This window comes from Sphingomonas melonis, from assembly GCF_013409985.1.
GTDB classification, from domain to species: domain Bacteria; phylum Pseudomonadota; class Alphaproteobacteria; order Sphingomonadales; family Sphingomonadaceae; genus Sphingomonas; species Sphingomonas melonis_A.
Map to the genome: position 1 here is coordinate 1 of NZ_JACCBY010000001.1, position 21,122 is coordinate 21,122.

The 21,122-nt window shown below is 69.3% G+C and carries 21 protein-coding genes and 1 pseudogene; 8 read left to right on the top strand and 14 right to left on the bottom strand.

Going from position 1 to position 21,122, the window contains the following annotated elements; translation table 11 throughout:
* Together HD841_RS20555 and HD841_RS00005 are read left to right on the top strand one after the other, a co-directional pair.
* A partial coding sequence (locus HD841_RS20555; RefSeq protein WP_218845333.1) for a hypothetical protein occupies window positions 1-194 on the top strand: 194 nt, incomplete at its 5' end.
* A 293-nt stretch (window positions 195-487) separates the two neighbouring features.
* Entirely contained in the window at window positions 488-1,969 is a 1,482-nt protein-coding gene (locus HD841_RS00005) for a lipopolysaccharide biosynthesis protein (protein ID WP_179506860.1), read from the top strand.
* Here HD841_RS00005 and HD841_RS00010 read toward each other — a convergent pair whose 3' ends face one another.
* The 5 genes from HD841_RS00010 to hisS form a co-directional block, all read right to left on the bottom strand.
* Entirely contained in the window at window positions 1,970-2,398 is a 429-nt protein-coding gene (locus HD841_RS00010) for a CBS domain-containing protein (protein ID WP_179506861.1), read from the bottom strand.
* Between the two features lie 157 nt (window positions 2,399-2,555).
* Window positions 2,556-3,551, bottom strand: coding sequence for a DUF4167 domain-containing protein (locus tag HD841_RS00015; RefSeq protein WP_179506862.1), 996 nt, complete (start codon window positions 3,549-3,551; stop codon window positions 2,556-2,558).
* Window positions 3,552-3,859: 308 nt separating this feature from the next.
* Entirely contained in the window at window positions 3,860-4,711 is an 852-nt protein-coding gene (gene prmC, locus HD841_RS00020) for a peptide chain release factor N(5)-glutamine methyltransferase (protein WP_257015160.1), read from the bottom strand.
* A 267-nt stretch (window positions 4,712-4,978) separates the two neighbouring features.
* Complete coding sequence (gene prfA / locus HD841_RS00025; protein WP_179506863.1) at window positions 4,979-6,055, bottom strand: peptide chain release factor 1; 1,077 nt, start codon at window positions 6,053-6,055, stop codon at window positions 4,979-4,981.
* A gap of 40 nt (window positions 6,056-6,095) precedes the next feature.
* The gene (gene hisS / locus HD841_RS00030; RefSeq protein WP_179506864.1) at window positions 6,096-7,340 is read right to left on the bottom strand and encodes a histidine--tRNA ligase; all 1,245 of its coding nucleotides are present in this window, start codon (window positions 7,338-7,340) and stop codon (window positions 6,096-6,098) included.
* 49 nt (window positions 7,341-7,389) lie between these two features.
* Between hisS and HD841_RS00035 the strand changes: the two genes are divergently transcribed.
* From HD841_RS00035 to ppa, 3 genes are all read left to right on the top strand, one after another.
* On the top strand, window positions 7,390-8,046 hold the full coding sequence (locus HD841_RS00035) for a DUF1345 domain-containing protein (RefSeq protein WP_179506865.1): 657 nt from the start codon (window positions 7,390-7,392) through the stop codon (window positions 8,044-8,046).
* Between the two features lie 109 nt (window positions 8,047-8,155).
* On the top strand, window positions 8,156-10,072 hold the full coding sequence (locus HD841_RS00040) for a M61 family metallopeptidase (RefSeq protein WP_179506866.1): 1,917 nt from the start codon (window positions 8,156-8,158) through the stop codon (window positions 10,070-10,072).
* 33 nt (window positions 10,073-10,105) lie between these two features.
* Window positions 10,106-10,684, top strand: coding sequence for an inorganic diphosphatase (gene ppa, locus HD841_RS00045; RefSeq protein ID WP_179506867.1), 579 nt, complete (start codon window positions 10,106-10,108; stop codon window positions 10,682-10,684).
* Between the two features lie 122 nt (window positions 10,685-10,806).
* Here ppa and HD841_RS00050 read toward each other — a convergent pair whose 3' ends face one another.
* From HD841_RS00050 to ispG, 4 genes are all read right to left on the bottom strand, one after another.
* Window positions 10,807-11,283: a GNAT family N-acetyltransferase gene (locus HD841_RS00050; RefSeq protein ID WP_179506868.1), complete on the bottom strand. Its 477-nt coding sequence runs from the start codon at window positions 11,281-11,283 to the stop codon at window positions 10,807-10,809.
* A complete protein-coding gene (locus HD841_RS00055) occupies window positions 11,280-12,173 on the bottom strand; it encodes a DMT family transporter (protein WP_179506869.1) in 894 nt (297 codons plus the stop codon). Before HD841_RS00055 ends, HD841_RS00050 begins: the two co-directional genes overlap by 4 nt.
* Window positions 12,170-12,523, bottom strand: a complete 354-nt coding sequence (locus HD841_RS00060; protein WP_179506870.1) for a twitching motility protein PilT — start codon at window positions 12,521-12,523, stop codon at window positions 12,170-12,172. The genes HD841_RS00055 and HD841_RS00060 overlap by 4 nt, the downstream gene beginning before the upstream one ends.
* Before the next feature lie 74 nt (window positions 12,524-12,597).
* Window positions 12,598-13,734, bottom strand: coding sequence for a flavodoxin-dependent (E)-4-hydroxy-3-methylbut-2-enyl-diphosphate synthase (gene ispG, locus HD841_RS00065; RefSeq protein ID WP_179506871.1), 1,137 nt, complete (start codon window positions 13,732-13,734; stop codon window positions 12,598-12,600).
* A gap of 66 nt (window positions 13,735-13,800) precedes the next feature.
* On the opposite strand from ispG, the gene HD841_RS00070 reads away from it, so the two are divergent.
* The 3 genes and pseudogenes from HD841_RS00070 to HD841_RS00080 all read left to right on the top strand — a co-directional run bounded on the left by HD841_RS00070 (window position 13,801) and on the right by HD841_RS00080 (window position 16,793).
* Window positions 13,801-14,958: an acyltransferase family protein gene (locus tag HD841_RS00070; protein WP_179506872.1), complete on the top strand. Its 1,158-nt coding sequence runs from the start codon at window positions 13,801-13,803 to the stop codon at window positions 14,956-14,958.
* Window positions 14,955-15,884 (top strand): annotated as a pseudogene (locus tag HD841_RS00075) (isoaspartyl peptidase/L-asparaginase family protein). Before HD841_RS00070 ends, HD841_RS00075 begins: the two are co-directional and overlap by 4 nt.
* A 48-nt stretch (window positions 15,885-15,932) precedes the next feature.
* Complete coding sequence (locus HD841_RS00080; protein WP_179506873.1) at window positions 15,933-16,793, top strand: S1/P1 nuclease; 861 nt, start codon at window positions 15,933-15,935, stop codon at window positions 16,791-16,793.
* Window positions 16,794-16,832: 39 nt separating this feature from the next.
* Here HD841_RS00080 and HD841_RS00085 read toward each other — a convergent pair whose 3' ends face one another.
* The 5 genes from HD841_RS00085 to tolR form a co-directional block, all read right to left on the bottom strand.
* Window positions 16,833-17,297: a hypothetical protein gene (locus tag HD841_RS00085; protein WP_179506874.1), complete on the bottom strand. Its 465-nt coding sequence runs from the start codon at window positions 17,295-17,297 to the stop codon at window positions 16,833-16,835.
* 50 nt (window positions 17,298-17,347) lie between these two features.
* On the bottom strand, window positions 17,348-17,869 hold the full coding sequence (gene pal, locus HD841_RS00090; protein WP_179506875.1) for a peptidoglycan-associated lipoprotein Pal: 522 nt from the start codon (window positions 17,867-17,869) through the stop codon (window positions 17,348-17,350).
* Window positions 17,870-17,921: 52 nt separating this feature from the next.
* Window positions 17,922-19,298 carry a Tol-Pal system beta propeller repeat protein TolB gene (tolB, locus tag HD841_RS00095; protein WP_179506876.1) on the bottom strand — a complete coding sequence of 459 codons (1,377 nt, stop codon included), beginning with the start codon at window positions 19,296-19,298 and terminating at the stop codon, window positions 17,922-17,924.
* Between the two features lie 301 nt (window positions 19,299-19,599).
* Complete coding sequence (locus HD841_RS00100) at window positions 19,600-20,622, bottom strand: cell envelope biogenesis protein TolA (RefSeq protein ID WP_179506877.1); 1,023 nt, start codon at window positions 20,620-20,622, stop codon at window positions 19,600-19,602.
* Window positions 20,622-21,074, bottom strand: coding sequence for a protein TolR (gene tolR, locus HD841_RS00105; protein ID WP_179506878.1), 453 nt, complete (start codon window positions 21,072-21,074; stop codon window positions 20,622-20,624). Before tolR ends, HD841_RS00100 begins: the two co-directional genes overlap by 1 nt.
* Between the last annotated feature and the right edge of the window lie 48 nt (window positions 21,075-21,122).

The window sequence follows — 21,122 nt, forward strand, 5'->3', positions numbered from 1 at the left end:
CAAACTCTCAAGTTTATGTAACCACCCGGCGCCAGCGGAATAACCGACGTCAGGCAATCCATCTCAAGGACCCGCTCTGCACATTACTTCAGACCACCACCAAGGTCGAAACCCCAATGGCAGCCCATTACGTATGGATACGTGAAGGACATATAGAGCGAGCTATAGCTTTTACCGACCACACGACGCCTTGAAACGTCGCAGACCGGAGCCGCCGCCCACATGTCCCTTCATCTAACTAACAATGTCAAAGAGCCGACAAAAATACCGGCGCCTCGTCCAACCCTCTTTTTGGGAGAGCGACACCAGCGCCTGATTTTCGGTGACTGCAGAGGCGAACCGTATGGCCCGTCGCTGCGGTGACGTCCCTCTAGGCGGGGTGTTCCGGGCCGTCAAATGCTTTTTGCATTTTTCCTGTCACAAATCGTCAAACGGCGGTTTTGCGGGGCTTTACGGGATGTGAAGACCACGGTCTTACGCGCATGCCATGCCAGCCACTCCCCCGCTTCGCGACGAATCGCCCGAATCGTTCGGGAATCAGGTGCGGCGTGCGGTGATCTGGCGCTCGGGCAGCCAGATCGGCGCGCAGCTGGTGCAATGGGCGGCGACCTTCCTGGTGATCCGCATCCTCGATCCGCGCGACTACGGTCTCTATGCGATGACCGGGGTGATCCTCGTCTTTCTCAACATGCTCAACGGCTATGGGCTGGCGAGCGGGTTGATCCAGCGCGACGACGTGACGCCGCGGCAGGTACGCCAATTGTTCGGGATGCTGATTGTCCTCAACGGCGTACTCGCCCTCGCGCAATGGTGGCTCGCGCCGTTCGCCGCATCCTATTACCGGCAGCCGGAGGTGGCGGCGCTGCTGCGCGTGCAGACGCTGATCTACCTGTTCACGCCCTTTACCGTCCTGCCCTATGCGCTGCTCAGCCGGGCGATGGAGTTCCGCCGGCAGGCGACAGCGAATCTCGCCGCTTCGCTGGCCGGCGCGGCGACGGCCCTGGGCGGGGCGCTCGCCGGATGGGGAGTGTGGACGCTCGTCTGGGCGCCGATCGCGATGTATGCGGTGCGCGCGATCATGCTCACCTGGGGCGCACGGTCGCTGATGTGGCCGAGCTTCGACTTCCGCGGCGCCGGTCATCTCGCCCGCTATGGCGGGATCATGGCGGCGGGGCAGTTCTTCTGGTTCCTGCAAAGCCAGGTCGACGTGTTCGTCGGCGGGCGCTGGTTCGATGCGCACCAGCTGGGCATCTATACCACCGCGCTGTTCCTCGCGCAGATCTTCGTGGCGAAATTCGTGCCGCCGCTCAACGAGGTGGCGTTCAGCGCCTATGCGCGAATCCAGCATGACGAAGGCGCGATCGCGCGCGGGTTCGTGCGCACGGTGCGGATGATCATGGTGCTGGCGATGCCCTTCTACTTCGGCCTCGCGACCACCGCCGAGCCGCTGGTGCTGACCATGCTCGACGCCAAATGGGCGGAGGTCGTGCCCGTCGTGCGGCTGATCGCACTGGCGATGCCGTTCATGACCTTGCAGGTGCTCTACGCCCCCGCTTGCAACGCGCGCGGCCGGCCGGGGATCGGCGCACGCAACGGCGCGGTCGGGGCGCTGCTGCTCGGCCTCGCCTTCCTGGTCGGCGTACATTGGGGGCCGCTCGGTCTCGCCTGGAGCTGGCTCGCCGCCTACCCCGTCTACCTGCTGGTGAGCAGCTGGCGGTCGCTGCCGGTGATCGGGGTGGACAGCCGCGCCATCGTCGCGGCGGTGGCGCCGCCGACGCTCGCCGCGACCGTGATGGCGGGGGTGGTGATGATCGTCGACCAGCTGCTGCCGGCATTGCCGCCGGCGGCGCGGCTGGCGACGCTCGTCCTCGTCGGTGGCGCCACTTACGGCGGCTGGCTGCTGCTGTTTGCCCGCGCGACGCTGCACGAGCTGGTCGCGATGGTCCGCAAGCAGCCGCTGCCCGCCTGATCAGCCGCGCTGGATATAGTCGCGCATCGCCGCGGCCTCCGCCTCGATCCGGTCGATGCGATATTTGACGAGATCGCCAATCGAGACGAAGCCGACCAGCCGGTCGCCCGCGACCACCGGCAGATGGCGGATGCGCCGCCGCGTCATCAGCGAGAGCGCGCCGATCACCGGCTCGTCGGGCGACACCTGCTGCACCGGCTGCGTCATCACCGAAGCCAGCGCGCGATCGAGCGCCGCCACCCCGTGCGCGGCGAGCGAATAGACGACATCGCGTTCGGAGACGATGCCGACGACCTGGCCAGCGTCGATCACCGGCACCGCGCCGATCCGGCGCTCGGCGAGCAGCGCCACCGCCTGCCCCAAGGTGGCGTCGGGCGGCAGCGAGGTCACGTCGCCCCCCTTGTCGCGCAGGATTGCCGCGATCGTCATACATGCCTCTCCTGGTCCGACTCCGTACGATGCGGCGCCGGTTGTGCAGGATGAGACCACGTTTACCGTGACTTGGCAAAGCCCGTCGCAGCAGCCCGAAACGACGAAGGCCGGCTCCTCGCGAAACCGGCCTGGCCGTCAGGTCAGCGCCGGGCGCTTATTCGGCGGCGGGAACGTCCGCCGCCGGGGTGCGCACGCGACGGCGACGCGGCTTGGGCGCCTCGTCCTCGGCATCGTTGGCGGCAGCGATGTTGAGCGACGGCGGCAGCCGGTCGGCATCGACGCCGTTACCCTCGGACGCCTCGGCAACCGGAGCCGGCGCAGGCACCGGAGTCGCGGCAGCCTCGGGCGCGGCCTCGACCTGCGCGTCACGACGCGGACGACCGCGACGCGGGCGCGGCGCGAGCACGGGCGAATCCGCCTCGAGCACCGCTTCGGTCCGGTCCTGCAGGTTCTCGCCCTCGGCGAGCGGGTCAGCGCGGCGCTGGCCGGCGACTTCGACCGGCGCTTCGGCCTCGAAGCGCGGGCGACGGACGCGATCCTCACGCTGGGGGCGATCCTCGCGCTGCTGCTGCGGGCGATCCTCACGCGCGGCGCGCTCTTCGCGCTGGGGGCGATCGTCGCGGTTGCCGTCGCGCTGGCCGCGATCGTCCCACTGGCGCGACTGGCGCTGCTCGCCGTCCTGGCGATCGCGGCGCTGCGGGCGCTCGTCACGGTTGCCGCGGTCGTCGCGCTGCTGGTCGCCGCGCGCCTGACCCTGCTGCTCGCGCTGCGGCTCGCCGCCGTCCTGCTCGCCGGCGCGGATCGGCTCACCCTCGTCGCCGTAATCGTCGTCGTCGTTGAGATCGAACGGCTGCTGGCGCTTGGGCTGGCTGTTGTCCTCGAACCGGCCGCGCTGGTCGGCGATCACGCGGAAATAATGATCCGCGAACTGGAGGTAATATTCGGTGTTGACCCGGTCGCCCTGGCGTTGCGCCTCGCTGGCGAGATTCTTGTACTTCTCGAACAACTGGTTCGCGTTGCCGCGCGCGCGGCTGTCGATACGATTGCCGTTGTCGGGCCGACCCTGGCCACCCTGACGGGGACCGTTATTGCCACCATTGTTACCGCCACGACCGCGACGACGGCCGTTTTGCTGCCGATTGTTGATCAAGCTACTGTCCCATGATCAGAGTATAAATGGTCCCTGGAAAACCAATCCGGTCGATCGCGGCCAATCCCGCATCGACCTGCCCGACCCGGCATCCGCCGGTCAAACAAAGCGCCCTTCCGGGTCGCCGCGTGCCAGAAGCGACGCTCGAGCCTGCCATGGCCACCGGTATCCAGTGGCGTCATGACGAAGGATGCGGGTCACCGCCTGACGATCAACCTGCCAATGCTGATGGTGCGTGCCCCGGCCCGACCAATAGCTGGCGCAAGGCAGGTCCTACAAGCGAAATATGAGGGCGCGACACGCTTCTTTCAACCCCGCCGCGCGGGACGGACGAGCAGACAGCGATCGCGCCCGCCGAGATCGTGGTGAACCGCGATCGTCAGCCCCTGTTCGGCGAACAAGGCGGCGACCGCCGCCGCCTGCGTGTGACCGATTTCCACCGCAGCACAACCGCTTGGCGTGATGAGCCGGGGCAACTGCCCGGCGAGGACGCGATAATCGTCGAGCCCGTCGGCGCCCGCGAACAGCGCCGTCGCCGGCTCGTGGGCGCGGACCTCGTCGGGAAGACTTTCACCGGTGCCGATATAGGGCGGATTGGCGAGCACCAGATCGAAGCGCGCCGCGATCGCCGCCGCCCAATCGCCTCGCGCAAACCGCGCGCGCCCGGCCATGCCGAGCCGGGCGGCATTGTCGCGGGCGTAGCGCAACGCATCGGCGGACCGGTCGACGCCGAGGCCCTGCGCGCGCGGCCATTCGTCGAGCGCGGCGAGCAGCAACGTGCCGGGACCGGTGCCGAGATCGAGGATCGTCGTCGGCGCCTCGGGAGCGAAATGCGCAGCGGCGGCGATCAGCAGCGCCTCGCTGTCCGGCCGCGGGACGAGCGCGCCGGGCCCCACCGCAAGGTCGATCGTCCAGAAGCCGCGCGTGCCGGTGATATAAGCGACCGGCTCGTGCGCCGCGCGGCGCGCGACGAGCTCGGCAAAGCCGGACGGCACCGCCCGCGCCATGTCGAGCAGCAGCTGGTTGCGCTCGATGCCGAGCGCATGCGCCATCAGCAGCTCGGCATCGAGCCGCGCGGTGGCCGAAAAGGTAAACTGCGCGGCCGCGTCGCTTAGCGCAGTGCGCATCGCGCGGGCGGGGTCAGGATCGGGACTGGTCATGCTATCACCGCCCCCCCTTCGTCATCCCGGCGGACGCCGGGACCCATGGTTGCGGGCGGCCGATGGCACGTGTCCACGCCGCCGACATCGGCTCCATGGATTCCCGCCTGCGCAAGACTGACGACGATACGCCACGCGGATCGCGATCCCCATTCCGCGACCGCGCTGACCCAACACGCGCCTGCGGACCAGAACGCGCCGCCGAGCCGCAACGCCCGCCCCCCCGCCCCCGCGGGACCGGCACCGCGTGGCCGCGCCCCGCCCGCCTCACCCGTCGAGCGATGCCAGCCGCTCCGCCTCGTCCTGCGCGATCAATGCGCCGATCAGCTCGTCCATCTCGCCTTCGAGGATTTCGGGCAGACGGTGCAGCGTCAGGTTGATGCGATGATCGGTCACCCGCCCCTGCGGGAAATTGTACGTCCGGATCCGCTCCGACCGGTCGCCGGAACCCACCATCGCGCGCCGCGTGCCGGACCGCTCGCTCGCAAGCCGCTCGCGCTCCGCCTCGTAGAGCCGCGTGCGCAACACCTTCAGGGCCTTGGCCTTGTTCTTGTGCTGCGACTTCTCATCCTGCTGGATGACGACGAGCCCGGTGGGCAGATGGGTGATGCGCACCGCGCTGTCGGTGGTGTTGACCGACTGGCCACCGGGACCCGACGAGCGATAGACGTCGATGCGCAGGTCCTTGTCGTCGATGCGCACGTCGACATCCTCCGCCTCGGGCAGCACGGCGACCGTCGCTGCCGAGGTGTGGATGCGGCCGCCCGCCTCGGTCGCGGGCACGCGCTGGACGCGGTGAACCCCGGCCTCGAACTTCAGCTTGGCGAACACGCCCGACCCGGTGACGGAGGCGACGACCTCCTTGAACCCGCCCGCATCCGAGGTCGAGCCGCTGATCATCTCGACACGCCAGCCCTGCCGCTCGGCATAGCGCTGGTACATGCGGAACAGGTCGCCAGCGAACAGCGCCGCCTCGTCGCCGCCGGTGCCGGCGCGGATCTCGAGCATCGCGGCGCGTTCGTCGGCAGCGTCGCGCGGCAGCAAGGCGAGCGCCAGCCGGCGGTCGGCGGCATCGAGCGCGACGCGATTGTCGCGCAGCTCCTCGGCCGCCATCAGCCGCAGCTCCTCGTCGCCGGTATCCTCGGCCATATAGGCGAGGCTGTCGGCCTCCTGGCGCAGCCGGCGCACCTCGCCCGCCGCCTGTGCGACGGGTTCGAGCTCGGCATATTCCTTCGACACCGCGACGAACCGGTCGGACGACAGGTCGCCGGTCGCCATCAGCGCCTGCAACTCGTCGCGCCGCGCCTCGATCTGCGCGATCCGCTCGGGGGAGATGGTGGTCATCGTACGATCCTCCCCGGCGCGGAGAGGAAGGACACCGCCCTCATCGCAGCGCCTCGGCGAGATCGGCGAAGGCGACCTGCCGCTGCTCGCCGCTGGCGAGCGTCTTCACCGTTGCGACCCCGGCCGCCAGTTCGTCGTCGCCAAGGATCAGCGCGTAACGCGCACCCAGCGCATCCGCCTTGGCAAGCCGCTGCTTCATCTTGCCCTTGTACGCCATGTCGACGGCGATGCCGCCGCGGCGCAGCTCGGCGACGAGGCCGAGCGCACGCGCCTCGGCCGCCGCGCCCATCGGCACGACCACCGCGTCGATCGTCGGCGCCGCCGGTTCGTCGAGCAGCATCGCCAGCCGCTCGACCCCCGCCGCCCAGCCGACGCCGGCGGTCGGCGCGCCGCCGAGGCTCTCGACCAGCCCGTCATAGCGCCCGCCGGCGAGCACCGTCCCCTGCGCCCCGAGCCGATCGGTGACGAATTCGAACGCGGTGTGGCGGTAATAATCGAGCCCGCGCACCAGCCGCGCGTTGCGCGTCCACGCCACGCCCGCCGCATCCAGCCCCGCGGTCACACTATCGAAAAAGGCGCGCGCGCCCTCCGTCAGATAGGCGTCGATGTCCGGTGCCGCATCGGCGATCGGCCGGTCACGCGGGTCCTTCGAATCGAGGATGCGCATCGGGTTCTTCTCGAGCCGGGTCAGGCTGTCCTCGGACAATTCCCCGCGATGCGCCTCGAAATGCGCGACCAGTCCGGCGCGCCACGCCTCGCGCGTCTCGGCATCGCCCAAGGTATTGAGCTGCAACGTCACGCCGTCAGCAATGCCGAGCTCGCGCAGTAACTGGTCGGCCATCACCAGCAGTTCGACGTCGGCCGCCGGCTCGGCCGCGCCGAGGATTTCGGCGTCGATCTGGTGGAACTGGCGGTAACGGCCCTTCTGCGGGCGTTCGTAGCGGAACACCGCGCCGCTCGTCGTGATCTTGAGCGGCGCATATTGCTGCCATCCCTCGGTCAGGAAGGCGCGCGCGATCCCCGCGGTGAACTCCGGGCGCAGCGTCAGCGAATCGCCGCCGCGGTCGGGGAAGGTGTACATCTCCTTCGACACCACGTCGGTCGTCTCGCCGATCGAGCGTGCGAACACCTCGGTCGCCTCGAAGACGGGCAGATCGACCCGGCCGAAGCAATAGAGCCGCCGCACGCGCTCGAACGCCGCGAGCACATGGGCGAAGCGGCGCTGGTCGTCGCCGAAGATGTCCTGGGTTCCGCGCACCCGGCGCGGCGTTTCGATACGGGCCATATGCGGGCGCTATCTAGGCGAGCCGGCTCCCGAGCGCTAGCACCCCTGCATGACCGATCCGCAACGCTTCTGGGGCATCGGCAGCCGCATCGCCCCGCCGCGATTCGCGCTGTTCGCCGTGGTGTTCGCGGCGGGGCTGGCAGGGCTGATCCCGCGGATCGGCGCGACGCGCGGCGCGATGGCGGCGTTCGATATTGCGGCGATCCTGTTCCTCGCCTCGGTCGCCAGCCTGTTTCGTCACGGCGAGGCGGTGCGGATGCGGCAGTCGGCGCGCGACAATGACGCCAATCGCGCGCTGCTGCTCGCGATCACCGCGGCGACGATGGTGGTGATCCTGGTCGCCGTGGCCGGCGAGCTGAAGGGGCGCAACGACGCGCTGGCGATCGCGCTGGTCGTCACGACCCTGGTGCTCGCCTGGCTGTTCTCCAACATGGTCTATGCGCTGCATTACGCGCATCTCTTCTACCTGCCCGACGGCGACGGCGATCCGGGCGATGCCGGCGGGCTCGAATTCCCGGCGTGCTCCGAGCCCGATTACTGGGACTTCCTCTATTTCAGCGCGACGCTGGGGATGACCTTCCAGACCTCCGACGTGTCGATCACCTCGCGCCGCCTGCGCCGCGTCGTGCTCGGCCATTGCCTCGCCGCCTTCGTCTTCAACCTCGGCGTGCTGGCGTTCACGATCAACGTGCTGGGCGGCGGCTAGGCGGCGGCGGGCGTTGCGGCGCTGCCGAACGGGCGCACGGCAAAGGACTGGACGGGTGACCTTTCGCCCGCTTACACCTTGCCGCAACACTCTTCCGCGAAAGCCCTCCATGATCCGCAAGCTCGTCGTCGCGTCCCTCTTCCTGTCCGCCGCCGCGCCTGCCCTGGCGCAGGTGCCCGCCGGCAACAGCGCGCCGCAGCCGGTGCCCTTCGTCGATACGATCCCCGCGCCGCGCGACGTTCCCTATCCGGGCACGCTCAAGGTCGACGTCGACGCGACCGACACCGAGCGCGGCATCTTCCGGGTCAAGGAAACGATCCCGGTCGCGAAATCGGGCGCGATGGCGCTGCTGTTCCCCAAATGGCTGCCCGGCGCGCATTCGCCGCGCGGCGAGATCGAGAAGCTGGCCGGGCTGGTGATCCGCGGCAACGGCCGCATCCTGCCGTGGACGCGCGACCCCGTCGACGTCTTCGCCTTCCACATCGACGTGCCCGCCAGCGTGCGCACTCTCGATGTCGACTTCCAGTTCCTGTCGGCGACCAAGCCCGACCAGGGCCGCGTCGCGGTCACCCCCAATCTGATCAGCCTGCAGCCCAATTCGGTCAGCCTCTATCCGGCCGGCTATTTCACCCGCCAGATCCCGATCCAGATGACGGTGAAGTTCCCGACCGGCTGGACCGCCGCCGGCGCCGTGCCCGCCAAGGTGGCCGGGTCGACCTACACCTATGACAAGACCAATTACGAGGTGCTGGTCGATTCGCCGATGCTCGCCGGCCGCTACGGCAAGGTTTGGCCGCTCAGCGACCGGGTCAACCTCAACGTCTTCGCCGATTCGCCCGAGCTGCTCGCCGCCAAGCCCGAACAGATCGACGCGCACAAGCGGCTCGTCGAACAGGCGGTGAAGACCTTCGGCGCGCAGCATTACGATCGCTATGAATTCCTGCTGTCGCTGTCCGACCAGCTCGGCGGCATCGGCCTCGAACATCACCGCAGCTCGGAAAACGGGTCGCGGCCGACCTATTTCACCGAATGGGACAGCAACGTCGCCGCGCGCAACCTGCTGCCGCATGAATTCACCCACAGCTGGGACGGCAAGTTCCGCCGCGGCGCCGACCTGTGGACCCCCGATTACCGTACGCCGATGCGCGGCTCGCTGCTCTGGGTCTATGAGGGGCAGACGCAATTCTGGGGCTATGTGCTGCAGGCCCGCTCGGGCCTGGTCAGCAAGCAGGACACGCTCGACGCTTATGCCGGCATCGCCGGCAACTACGATCTCGCGCCGGCGCGCCAGTGGCGCAATCTGGTCGATACGACCAACGACCCGGTGATCTCCGCCCGCCGGCCCAAGGGCTGGACCAGCTGGCAGCGCTCGGAGGATTATTACAACGAGGGCCTGATGGTCTGGATGGAGGTCGACGCGATGCTCCGCCAGCAGTCGGGCGGCACCAAGTCGATCGACGATTTCGCCCGCGCCTTCTTCGGCGTGCGCGATGGCGACTGGGGCGAGCTGACCTACCGGTTCGAGGATGTCGCCGCGACGCTCAACGCGATCCAGCCCTATGACTGGGCCGGCTTCCTGCGCAAGCGGATCACCGAGACCGGCCAGCCCGCGCCGGTCAACGGCTTCGCGATGAACGGCTACAAGCTCGTCTACGGCCCCGAGCCGACCAGCTATTTCACCAACGCCGAAAAGAGCGGCACGATCAACGTCACTTATTCGGTCGGCCTGTCGATCGCCAAGGACGGCGAGGTCGCACAGGTGATCTGGGACTCGCCCGCGTTCAAGGCGGGGATCGATGTCGGCACGGTGATCCAGGCGGTGAACGACACCGCCTATAGTGGCGATGCGATGAAAGCGGCGATCGTCAATGCCCAGACATCGAAGCAACCGATCCGCTTACTGCTCAAGAATGGGCCACGTTACCGTGAAGTCGCCATCGACTATCACGGCGGCCCGCGGTATCCGCGCCTGCAGAAGACCGGCACCGGCGAAAGCGGCCTCGACAGACTGTTGGCGCCGCGCTGACGGACAGCAGGCGAAGAACTGTGAAGGACATGCATGCGTATTGATCTGATCCCGGTCGGCAAGAACCCGCCCGACGACCTCAACGTCATCATCGAGGTGCCGACCGGCGGCGAGCCGGTGAAGTACGAATTCGACAAGGCGTCTGGCGCGCTGTTCGTCGACCGCATCCTCCACACGCCGATGCGCTATCCGGCCAATTACGGCTTCGTGCCGCACACGCTGTCGCCCGACGGCGACCCGCTCGACGCGCTGGTGATCGCCCGCTCGCCGTTCATCCCGGGCTGCGTCGTGCGCGCCCGTCCGATCGCGGTGCTCAATCTCGAGGACGAGGCCGGCGGCGACGAAAAGCTCGTCTGCGTTCCCGTCGACGAGGTCTTCCCTTATTATTCCAACGTCGGCGGCCGCGCCGACGTGCCGGAGATCGTGTTCGAGCAGATCGAGCACTTCTTCACGCACTATAAGGACCTCGAGAAGAAGAAGTGGGTGCGCGTCGGCACCTGGGGCGACCGCGACGAAGCGCGCCGCATCACGCTGGAGGCGATCGAACGCTACGACGCCGCCAAGGCGCAGGGCGAAGAGCCGCATAACCACGACGTCCCCGGCCGCAGCTGAAGGATAAGGGCGCGACCGGTGGTCGCGCCCCCCTCTTGCCCCTCGGGACGGCCACCCGCCTTGCCCGAAGCGAGGCTGGGCGGTGTCGACCGGCACGGCGGCAGGAGTCAGCGCGCCTTGCGTCAGCCTCCGCTTTCCGCCAGCCGCCGCAGCGCGTCGCCGCTGAGCCGCTGCACGGTCCATTCGTCCATCCCCACCGCGCCCATCCGGCGGTAGAAGGCGATGGCATCGGCATTCCAGTCGAGCACCGACCATTCGAACCGCGCGCAGCCGCGCGCCACCGCCAGCGCCGCGATATGGCGCAGCAGCGCGCCGCCGACGCCGCGCCCGCGTGCCTCCGGCGTCACGTACAGATCCTCCAGGTAGATGCCGCGCCGCCCGGCCCATGTGGAAAAATTGTGGAAGAACAGGGCGAAGCCGAGCGGCCCGGTCCCGTCCTCGGCGATCACCGCCTCCGCCGCGGGCCGGTCGCCGAACAAGGCGTCGTGCAGCATCAATTCGGTCGCCTCCACGGCATCGGGTTCGCGCTCGAACGCGGCAAGATCGCGGACGAAGCGCAGGATAACGGGCACGTCGGCGGGGGTGGCGGGGCGGATCATAGGGCGGCTTCCGTTTGCGGCCCCGGCGCGGGCTTGCGCACCGCGACCAGGCAGCCGGCGATGATGAACAGCGCACCGGCGACCGTATAGGGCGACACGCGCTCGGCGAAGACCAGCCAGCCGAACAGGGCCGACCAGACGAAGGCGGTGTATTCGGTCGGCGCGAGCACCTGCGCCTCGGCGCGGGCATAGGCCCAGGCGAGCGCCACCGCCGACACCGAGCCGAGCGCCGCCGCGAGCAGCACCGCCGGCCATTGCGCCGCCGAGGGCACGACGCCGAACCACGGCGCGGCGAGCAGCAGCAGGCCGCTGAGCACGATGCTGGTGAACAGCGCCACTTCGAGCGGGTCGGCCGCCTGCGCCTGCTGGCGGAGCAGGATCAGGCTGACCGCATAGATCACCGAGGCGACGAGGATCGCGACGCTGCCCATCACCACCGTCTCTGAGGCATGCGCCTGCACCTGCCCGGCGGCGATGATCAGCACGCCCACACTGGCGACGAGCGACCCGCCGATCGCCGCGCGGCGGATGCGCTCGCCCAGCGTCAGCCCGGCGAGGAACAGCGCGATCAGCGGCGCGAGGAAGGTCAGCGCCACCCCCTGCGCCATCGGCACCCGCGCCAGCCCCCAGAAGAACAGCAGCACCGACGCGCCGCCGGCCGACCCGCGCGCAAGATGCAGTCGCAGCGCCCTGCCACCCGGCCAGGGCAGCCGCCGCGCAACGAAGATCGGCGCGAGCAGCGCCACGCCGGCCAGCGAGCGCCACAGTACCGCGGCATAGGCGCCGCTGGCGATCGACAGCCCCTTCATGACGGTATCCATCGCCGAATAGACGGCGATCCCGATCGCCGCGACGAGGAAGGCCGCGAGCGGCGGCGTCTCGTGCCTCATCGGATCGGGCGAACGTCGATGTCGAGGCCCAGCCTGACCCAATCCGTGTCGCCGGTCAGCACCGCGCATCCCGTCGCGAGCGCCGGCGAAAGACAGGCGCGATCGGCAACGGACGTATCGGTACCATGCAGCCGCGGATGCAGAGCAGCGCAGACGCGCGCCTGACCGGCATCGATCGCCACGGGATCGAGCCCCCGGCGCGCGACCTTGTGAAGACCTTCATCAAGGTTGACCGCGCTCAACAATGCCCCGCGGCAGGAGGCGAGAATCACCGCACAACCAGGCTTCTCGAAGACAAGGGCAAGGACGGCCGAAGCATCGATGACCGTTACGGCTGGCGCGCCAGCCAAGCCTCCTCCTCGGCGGCATCGAGGCGCGCTTCCTCACGGCGATCGGCGATCAATTCGGCCACGTACCACGATATCTATTCCGCCGCCACGGCCGGTACCGGCTGCGCGGCGGCGTCCGCCGCCTCGATCTCCGCCGCCTTCGCCTCGACCAGCCGGACGATATGGTCGATCATCCCCTCGTCCTGGACATGGTGGTCGGTGACGCCCGACAGATAGACCATATGCTTGCCGTTGCCGCCGCCGGTGATGCCGATATCGGTCTCGCGCGCCTCGCCGGGGCCGTTGACGACGCAGCCGAGCACCGACAGGCTCATCGGCGTGCGGATATGCTGGAGCCGTTCCTCCAGTGCCTGCACCGTGCGGATCACGTCGAAGCCCTGCCGCGCGCAGCTCGGGCAGCTCACCACGCGCACGCCGCGGTTGCGGATGCCGAGCGCCTTCAGGATCTCGAACCCGACGCGCACCTCGTCCTCCGGTTCGGCGGACAGCGAGACGCGGATCGTGTCGCCGATCCCGTACCAGAGCAGGCTGCCGATGCCGATCGACGATTTGACCGTGCCGCCGACGAAGCCACCGGCCTCGGTGATGCCAAGATGCAGCGGGCAATCCACCGCCTCGGCGAGCTGCTGGTAGGCGGCGACCGCGAGGAACAGGTCGGACGCCTTCACCGCCACCTTATATTCGTGGAAGTCGTGATCCTGGAGCAGCTTGATATGATCGAGCGCCGATTCGACCAAGGCATCGGGGCACGGCTCGCCATATTTTTCGAGCAGGTCCTTCTCGAGGCTGCCGCCGTTGACGCCGATGCGGATCGAACAGCCATTGGCCTTGGCGGCGCGGACCACCTCGGCGACGCGGTCCGACGAGCCGATATTGCCCGGGTTGATCCGCAGGCAGGCCGCGCCCGCATCCGCCGCTTCCAGCGCGCGCTTGTAGTGGAAATGGATGTCGGCGACGATCGGCACGTTCGACCCGCGCACGATCTGCTTCAGCGCCGCGGTCGATTCGACGTCGGGGCACGAGACGCGGATGATGTCGACGCCCGCCTCCTCGCAGCGGCGGATCTGATCGATCGTCGCGCGGATATCGGGCGTCGGCGTATTGGTCATCGTCTGCACGGTGACCGGGGCGTCGCCACCCACGGGAACGTTGCCGACCATGATCTGGCGGCTCGGACGGCGGATGATATCGCGCCACGGACGTAAGGACATACCCGTCATATACAGCAGCCGGGTTGCGGTTCAAAGGCGCTGGTGTAGGGCGTGTCGCGGTTAACGATGTCGCGCCCCCCGATCCCCCGCCATTATGGCCTCGACTGGCTGCGCGTCGCCGCCTTCGCGATCCTCATCGTCTATCATGTCGGCATGGTGTTCGTGCCCTGGGGATTCCACGCCAAGAGCACGCACGGTGCCGCCTGGGCGGTGCTGCCGATGCTGGCGGTCAACGCCTGGCGACTGAGCCTGCTCTTCGTCGTCTCGGGCTATGCGAGTCGCGCGCTGCTCACCCGTGCGGCGGGCACCGGCGGCTTCCTGCGCCAGCGCACCGCGCGGCTGCTGGTGCCGCTCGCCTTCGGCGTGGCCGTGGTGGTGCCGCCGCAATCCTGGGTCGAGCTCGTCACGCAGCATGGCTATGCCGGCGGCTTCCTCACCTTCTGGAGCCGCGATTACTTCCGCTTCGCGACGCTCGGCGGGATCGTGCTGCCCGCGGTGAACCACCTCTGGTTCGTGCTGTACCTGTGGCTCTACACCGTCGTGCTCGCGCTGCTGGTGCCGCTGGTCCGCTGGCGGCGCGCCCAGGCGCTGTTCGACCGGCTGTTCGCCGGACCGGCGCTGCTCGTCGTGCCGACCGCCTGGCTGATCTGCATCCACGGCTGGTGGTTCCCGATGGGCTATGAGACGCAGAACCCGTTCGACGATGCGATGGCGCACCTCATCTATCTGCCCGCCTTCCTGTTCGGCTTCGCGCTGGCGGCGTCCGCGCCGGTGCTCGCCGCCTGCGTGCGCTGGCGCTGGGTCGGCGCGGCGATGGGGGTGCTCGGCTATGGCTTCATCCTCGCGGTCGAACTGGGACTGCACGGCGACGCGCCGCGCTGGCTCTACCCGATCTACGGCGGCGCGCATGCGGTGCAGCAATGGGGGACGATCGTCGCGCTGATCGGCTTCGCCGAACGCCACTGGAACCGCGACGCGCGTTGGCGCCCGCTGCTGACCGAGGCGGTCTTCCCCTTCTACCTCGTCCATCAGACGATCATCGTCGTCGTCGCGTACTGGCTGATGCCGGCGGGCCTGTCCGGTGGCGTCGAGTTCGTGCTGCTGGTCGCGGCGACGATCCTCGGCTGCCTCGGTTTCTATCTGGTCGGGCGGCGGATCACGCCGCTGCGGCCGTTGATCGGGCTGCGCCCGCTTCCCCATCCCCAGCACAAGGCTGCATCATGACCGATACGCCCCTCTGGTCGCTCGTCCTCCACGGCGGCGCCGGCTCGATCGAGCGACACCGGCTGACCGAGGCGCAGGACCGCGGCGTCCGCGCCGCGCTGACGCTGGCGCTCGACACCGGCAGCGCGATCCTCGCCGGCGGCGGCAGCGCGCTCGACGCGGTCGAGGCGGCGGTGCGCGTGCTGGAGGAAGACCCGCATTTCAACGCCGGCCGCGGCGCCGCCTACACCCGCGAAGGGACGATCGAGCTCGACGCGGCGATCATGGACGGCCGCGACCGCGCCGCCGGATCGGTCGCCGGCCTCACCGCGACACGCTAGCCGGTCGGCCTCGCGCGCCGGGTGATGGAGGCGAGCCCGCACGTGCTGCTCAGCGGCGAGGGCGCGGAACGCTTCGCGCGCGAACAGGGCATCGCGGCGGAAGATCCGGCGTGGTTCGCCACCGCCGAACGCCGCCGCCAGCTCGACGAACTGCTCGCCCGCAACGCCGATGCCTTCGACATCGACATGAAATACGGCACCGTTGGCGCGGTGGCGCGCGACGCGGCGGGTCACCTCGCCGCCGCGACCTCGACCGGCGGCGTGACCGGCAAGCGCTGGGGCCGGATCGGCGATTCGCCGCTGATCGGCGCGGGCACCTATGCGGACGACCGGTCTGCCGCAATCTCGTGCACCGGCTCGGGCGAATTCTTCATCCGCGTCGGCGTCGGCCACGAAATCGGCGCGCGCATCCGCCTGTCCGGCGAGAGCCCGCAGGTTGCCGCCGACGCGGTGATGGCGGAGGTCCGCGCGCTCGGCGGCACCGGCGGCGTTATCGTCACCGCGCCCGGCGGCGAGGCGGTGTGGAGCTTCACCACGCCGGGCATGTACCGCGCCCGCGCCACCGCCGCGGGCGTGCGCGAGGTGGCGATCTACGGCGACGAATGACGGGCTTTTCGTTGGAGAGGCGGCGGCGAGCCGCTATGGCCTAGCGCCATGAAAATCCTCCGCTTCGTCGTCGCCGCGCTGCCGGCATTCGGGTTCGCCGCGCCGGCCTCGGCCTATTGGGAGTTCGGGCATCAGACGATCGCCAGGATTGCTTATGCCAATGTCGCCCCGCGCACGCAGGTGGCGATCCGCAAGCTGCTCGCCGAGACGCCGCGGCTCGACACCCCCGAATGCCCCGCCACGACGATCGAGGGCGCGAGCACCTGGGCCGATTGCGTCAAGCCGCTCAAGGGGCCGGATGGCAAGTCGCGCTTCGGCTATGCGTATAGCTGGCACTTTCAGGACGTGAACATCTGCCAGCCGTTCACGCTCGAAGAGGCATGCAAGGACGGCAATTGCGTCTCGGCGCAGATCACCCGCGACGTCGCGATCCTCAAGAACCGGCGCGCATCCGCGAAGGAGCGCGCGCAGGCGCTGGTGTTCCTGATCCATTTCGTCGGCGATCTGCACCAGCCGCTCCACGCCGGCGAGAAGAACGACAAGGGCGGCAACGACGTCGCCGCCGCTTATGGCAGCTACGGCCCGAAGCGCTTCAACCTGCATTCGGTCTGGGACGGCACGCTCGCCGAACGCGCGATCACCAGCGGCCCGTCGCTGGTGCGGCGCTATCCGGCCGCCGAGAAGCGGCGCATCGCCGCCGGCACGGTGACCGACTGGAGCCGCGAATCATGGCAAGTCGCGCACGACGTGGTCTATGCGAGCGCCTTGCGGGGCGATCCCTGCGCCCCCTCCCCCGCCAAGGTCACGCTGGACGAGGCGACGATCGAGCGGATCGTGCCGGTCGCACGGCTCGAGGTGGAGCGCGGCGGCCTGCGGCTGGCGAAGCTACTCGATCAGGCGCTGGGCTGACCCGGCCGTCCGGCGCCCTCGGGCGGGGGGCCCGACCGCTCATTCGACATCCGCGTCATAGTGGGCGAGCGCGGCCATGACCGCGGGATTGTTCGCATGATGTTCACGCAGGTCGGCCAGTTGCGCATCGGTTCCGGCGCAGGAATCGTCGAGCTTGCGGGCGAAATCCGCTGCGTGCGCTTCGTCGGCGGCGTCTTCGCCGCGCAGTTGGTCGCATGAGTCGCGCCGCTTGATGAAGACCGCCACCTCGCTCGGCAGCGCATCGGCGGATCGCGACGGCGATGGCCCGGCCCCGGCGCGCGCGCCGTCCGCCTGCGCGTCTTCGCCGGGCGAGAGGTTGGCGTTGGCGCCCGGCACGTCCCGCTCTGCCGGCACCGGATCGCAGCCGGTCAGCAGCCAACCCGATGCGATGAGGAGCCCCAGCGACGCTGACCGCCGCAGGATGCTCGGTGTTTCAGCCCATGATTGCACGCCTGCCTCCGTAACCCGTGACAGGTCCATCATAGCAAGGCGCAGGCCCCCGGCGCACAAACGCCGGGGGACGGCCGACAATCCTAGTTGAGCACCACCGTGACCGAGCGACGGTTCTGCGCCCAGCTCGCCTCGTCCGACCCCAGCGCGACCGGGCGTTCCTTGCCGTAGCTGATCGTCGTCAGGCGCGACGGGTCGATCCCCTTGGCGACGAGATAGTTCTTCGCCGCATTCGCGCGACGATCGCCGAGCGCGAGATTGTATTCGCGCGTGCCGCGCTCGTCGGCATGGCCTTCGATCGTCGCGCGCACCTGCGGGAAGCGCTGCAGCCACGTCGCCTGGCTGTCGAGGATCGCGCGCGCTTCCGAATCGATGTCGCTCTGGTCGAGGCCGAACAGGATCGTGTTCGAGCTGACCGAACGGCGGAAGTCGGCGTCCGACCCGGGCGTGACCGCGCCATCGGCGTTGCCGGTGGCGGGCGGCAGCGCATTGCCGGCGCCGCTGGTGTCGACCGGCGGCGGCGGCAGCTGCTTGGGCTTGTGCGCGCAGGCGCCCAGCGAGGCGAGCGCGGCTGCGGTCAGCAGGGTGGTCGTCAGTCTGGCCATCGTCGTATCTCCCGTGAGTAAGCTTATTTCGCCCCCGAAACCCGCTGTCGCGTTACGGCCGCAACGGCCCCCAGGCCGGGTCCGACCCGTCGAGCGGCGTCGGGATCCTGCGTTCGACCTGTCCGGTCAGGTCGACCATCCACAGGTCGGCCTTGCCGCCGCTGCCCTGGCCGCTGCGATAGAAGGTGATGACGCGGCCGTTCGGCGACCAGCTCGGCCCCTCGTCCTGCCCGCCGGTGAGGATCTTCTCACCGCCACCCGACGGCGACATCGTGCCGATGCGGAAGGCGCCGCCCAATTTGGTGAAGGCGATCAGGTCGCCGCGCGGGCTCCACACCGGCGTCGCATAGCGGCCGCCGCCGAAGCTGATCCGCTGCTGGTTCGATCCGTCGGCGTTCATCACATAGATCTGCTGGCCGCCGGAACGGTCGCTCTCGAAGACGATGCGCGACCCGTCGGGCGAATAGCTGCCGCCGGTGTCGATGCCGGGCGAGCTGGTCAGCCGCTGCGGCGTGCCGCCCTGCGCCGAGACGCGATAGATGTCGGTATTGCCGCCCTGCGCCATCGAGAACAGGATCCAGCGCCCGTCCGGCGAGAAGCGCGGCGCGAAGGTCAGTGCGGCATTCTGCACGACGCGGCGCGGCCGGCCCGAGCCGAGATCGTAGACGTAGATCGACGGCTTGTCGTTCTCGTAGCTCATGTACACGATCGACTGCTGGTTGGGCGCGAAGCGCGGGGTCAGCACGATCGACTGGCCGTTGGTCAGGAAGCGGTGATTGGCGCCGTCCTGATCCATGATCGCGAGTCGTTTGACGCGCTTGCCCTTCGGCCCGGTTTCCGAGACGTAGACGACGCGGCTGTCGAAATAGGGGCCTTCGCCGGTGAGCCGCGCATAGACCATGTCGGCGCATTTGTGCCCGGCGCGACGCCAGTCGGACGGCGAGACGACGAAGCCCGACCGGGTCAGCTCGACCTTGGACGAGACGTCGTAGAGATAGCAGCCGATCGTCAGATTGCCGTCGCCGGTGGCGCGGACGAAGCCCTGCACCAGCGCCTGCGCACCCGTCCCGCCCCAATAGTCGAAGGCAGGGGCGTTGACCTCCTGGAAGCCCACGGGGCGCAGCTGACCCGCGCCGAGCGGCGTGAACAGGCCCGAATTCTTGAGGTCGTTGGCGATGATCTCCGCCATCTGGCGACCGAGCACGTCGGTCGACCCCGCCGGCGTCGGGACGACCTGCGCGGTCGGCATCGCCGGAATCGCGATCGGCATCGGGGCGGAGACGCCGCCGGTGACCGACACTTCGAGCGGCGCCGCCTCCTGTCCGGCGGGGGGCGCCGGCTGCTGCTGCGGCGCGGGCGCGGGCGCTTCCTGCGCGAGCGCCGGAAGCGCGGTGGTGACGCTGAGCGCGATGAGCAACGACCGGATCATGACCTCAAACCCTTTTCGCGAGCGATTGCCGCATTGAGACGTATGCCGCTTACCACAAACGTCCCGTCACCCCGGACTTGTTCCGGGGTCCACTCCGCGGCGAGGAGCGAGGTCAGAGCCGAGCGCGATCCCCCGCGGCCAGGTGGACCCCGGAACGAGTCCGGGGTGACGGGTGGAGGGGGGGCGGTAGCGATCCGCAAACTCCGTCCGCCCTGAGCCTGTCGAAGGGCGCGTGCCACGAGAGGGCCGCTCCGGTGACGCGCCGCCGCTTCGACGGGCTCGGCACGGACGGGAATGGCCATCACTGCAGCTTCCACTGGAAGTTGATGTTGTTCCAGCCGCCCGACGGCGTCGAATAATATTCGGGCGGCAGCTTGAGCGGCGAACAGCCCTTGAAGGCTGCCACGCCGAGATCGACGACGCGCTGCTTGTAGCGCTCGTTCTCGTCGGTGACGCCCGACTGGCGGACCATCCGCGGCGTCGCCGCGAGCGTACCGTCCTCGTTGAGGCGTAGGTTGAGCGTCGTAACGATCTCGTTGGCGCCCGGCCCCGGATTGACCTGCCGGTCGGCGCACGGCTGGATCTGGCGCGCGATCGCCTGGACGATCGATGCCATCGCGCGGCCGTCGATCTTGGCGGCGCGCGGCGCGGTCGACTTGCTCGGCGACGGATCGCTGGTCAGTCCGGCGAGGAAGTCCGATCCCAGCCGCGAGCCGCGCGGCTTGGCGGTCTTCGCGGTCTCGCTGCTGCCCGATCCCTTGGCCGCGGCGGGCTTGGATGCGCTCGAAGGCTTGGCCGCGCTCTTCGCCGGCGCGGACGGCGCCTTGCTGGCGGTCTTGGCCGGGGCGGCGGGGGCGGGCTTGGCCGGCTGTTTGGCGGGCGCAGGCTTGGGCGACGGCTTGGCCGGGGCCTCGGCCGCCGGCTTGGGCCTGGGCTGCGGCTTGACCGGTGCCGGCTTGGGCGCGGGCGCAGGCGCGGGTTTCGGCGGCGCCGGCTTGGGCGGGGTCGGCTTCGGTGGTGCCGGCTTGGGCTGCGGCGCCGGTGGAGCGGGCTCGGGTTCGGGCGCCGGTTCGGCGGCCGGCTCGGGCGGCGGCGCGGCGTCTTCCGGCTCGCCCTCCTCGGGCGCGACCGACTGCGCGGGCGGCGTCACCGCCTGCGGTGCGGTCGCTTCGAGAGCGACGTCCTTGACCAGGCTGACCTCCATCGGGGTCTGCTGGAGCTTCTGCGGATTGGGCGTCGCGAGAAAGCCGACCGACAGCAGGCCGAAGAGCACGATATGCCCGACGACCGCTACGCCCAGTCCGATCTTCTCCGCGCGATCCATCAGCGGGTGCTGCCGCCTGCGCCAGCGCCTTCGACCGTCAGCAGCGAGACGCGGTTGAGCCCGGCGCGGTTGAGTTCGCCCATCACGCGCATCACCCGCCCGTAATCGAGCGCACGATCGGCGCGCAGGAAGATCTGCGGCGGTTCGCCGCCGGCCTGCACCGCGGCGATCTGTTCGAGCCGCTGCGGCAGCGCCGCCTCGCCGATCTCCTCATCGTCGAGGAACAGCTTGCCGCTCGCGTCGAGCGAGAGCTGCACCGGCTTCTGGTCCTGGTCGAGCGCCTTGGCGCGGCTGTCCGGCAGGTTGACCGGCACGCCCGCGGTGAGCAGCGGCGCGGTGACCATGAAGATGATCAGCAGCACCAGCATCACGTCGACCAGCGGCGTGACGTTGATATCGGCCACCGGCGCGCGCCGGCCACGCCCGCGGTTCGAGGGAAGGTTCATGCTCATATCGTGATCCCTCCCCCGCTAAAGCGAGGAAGGATCGGGTTGGTCGCC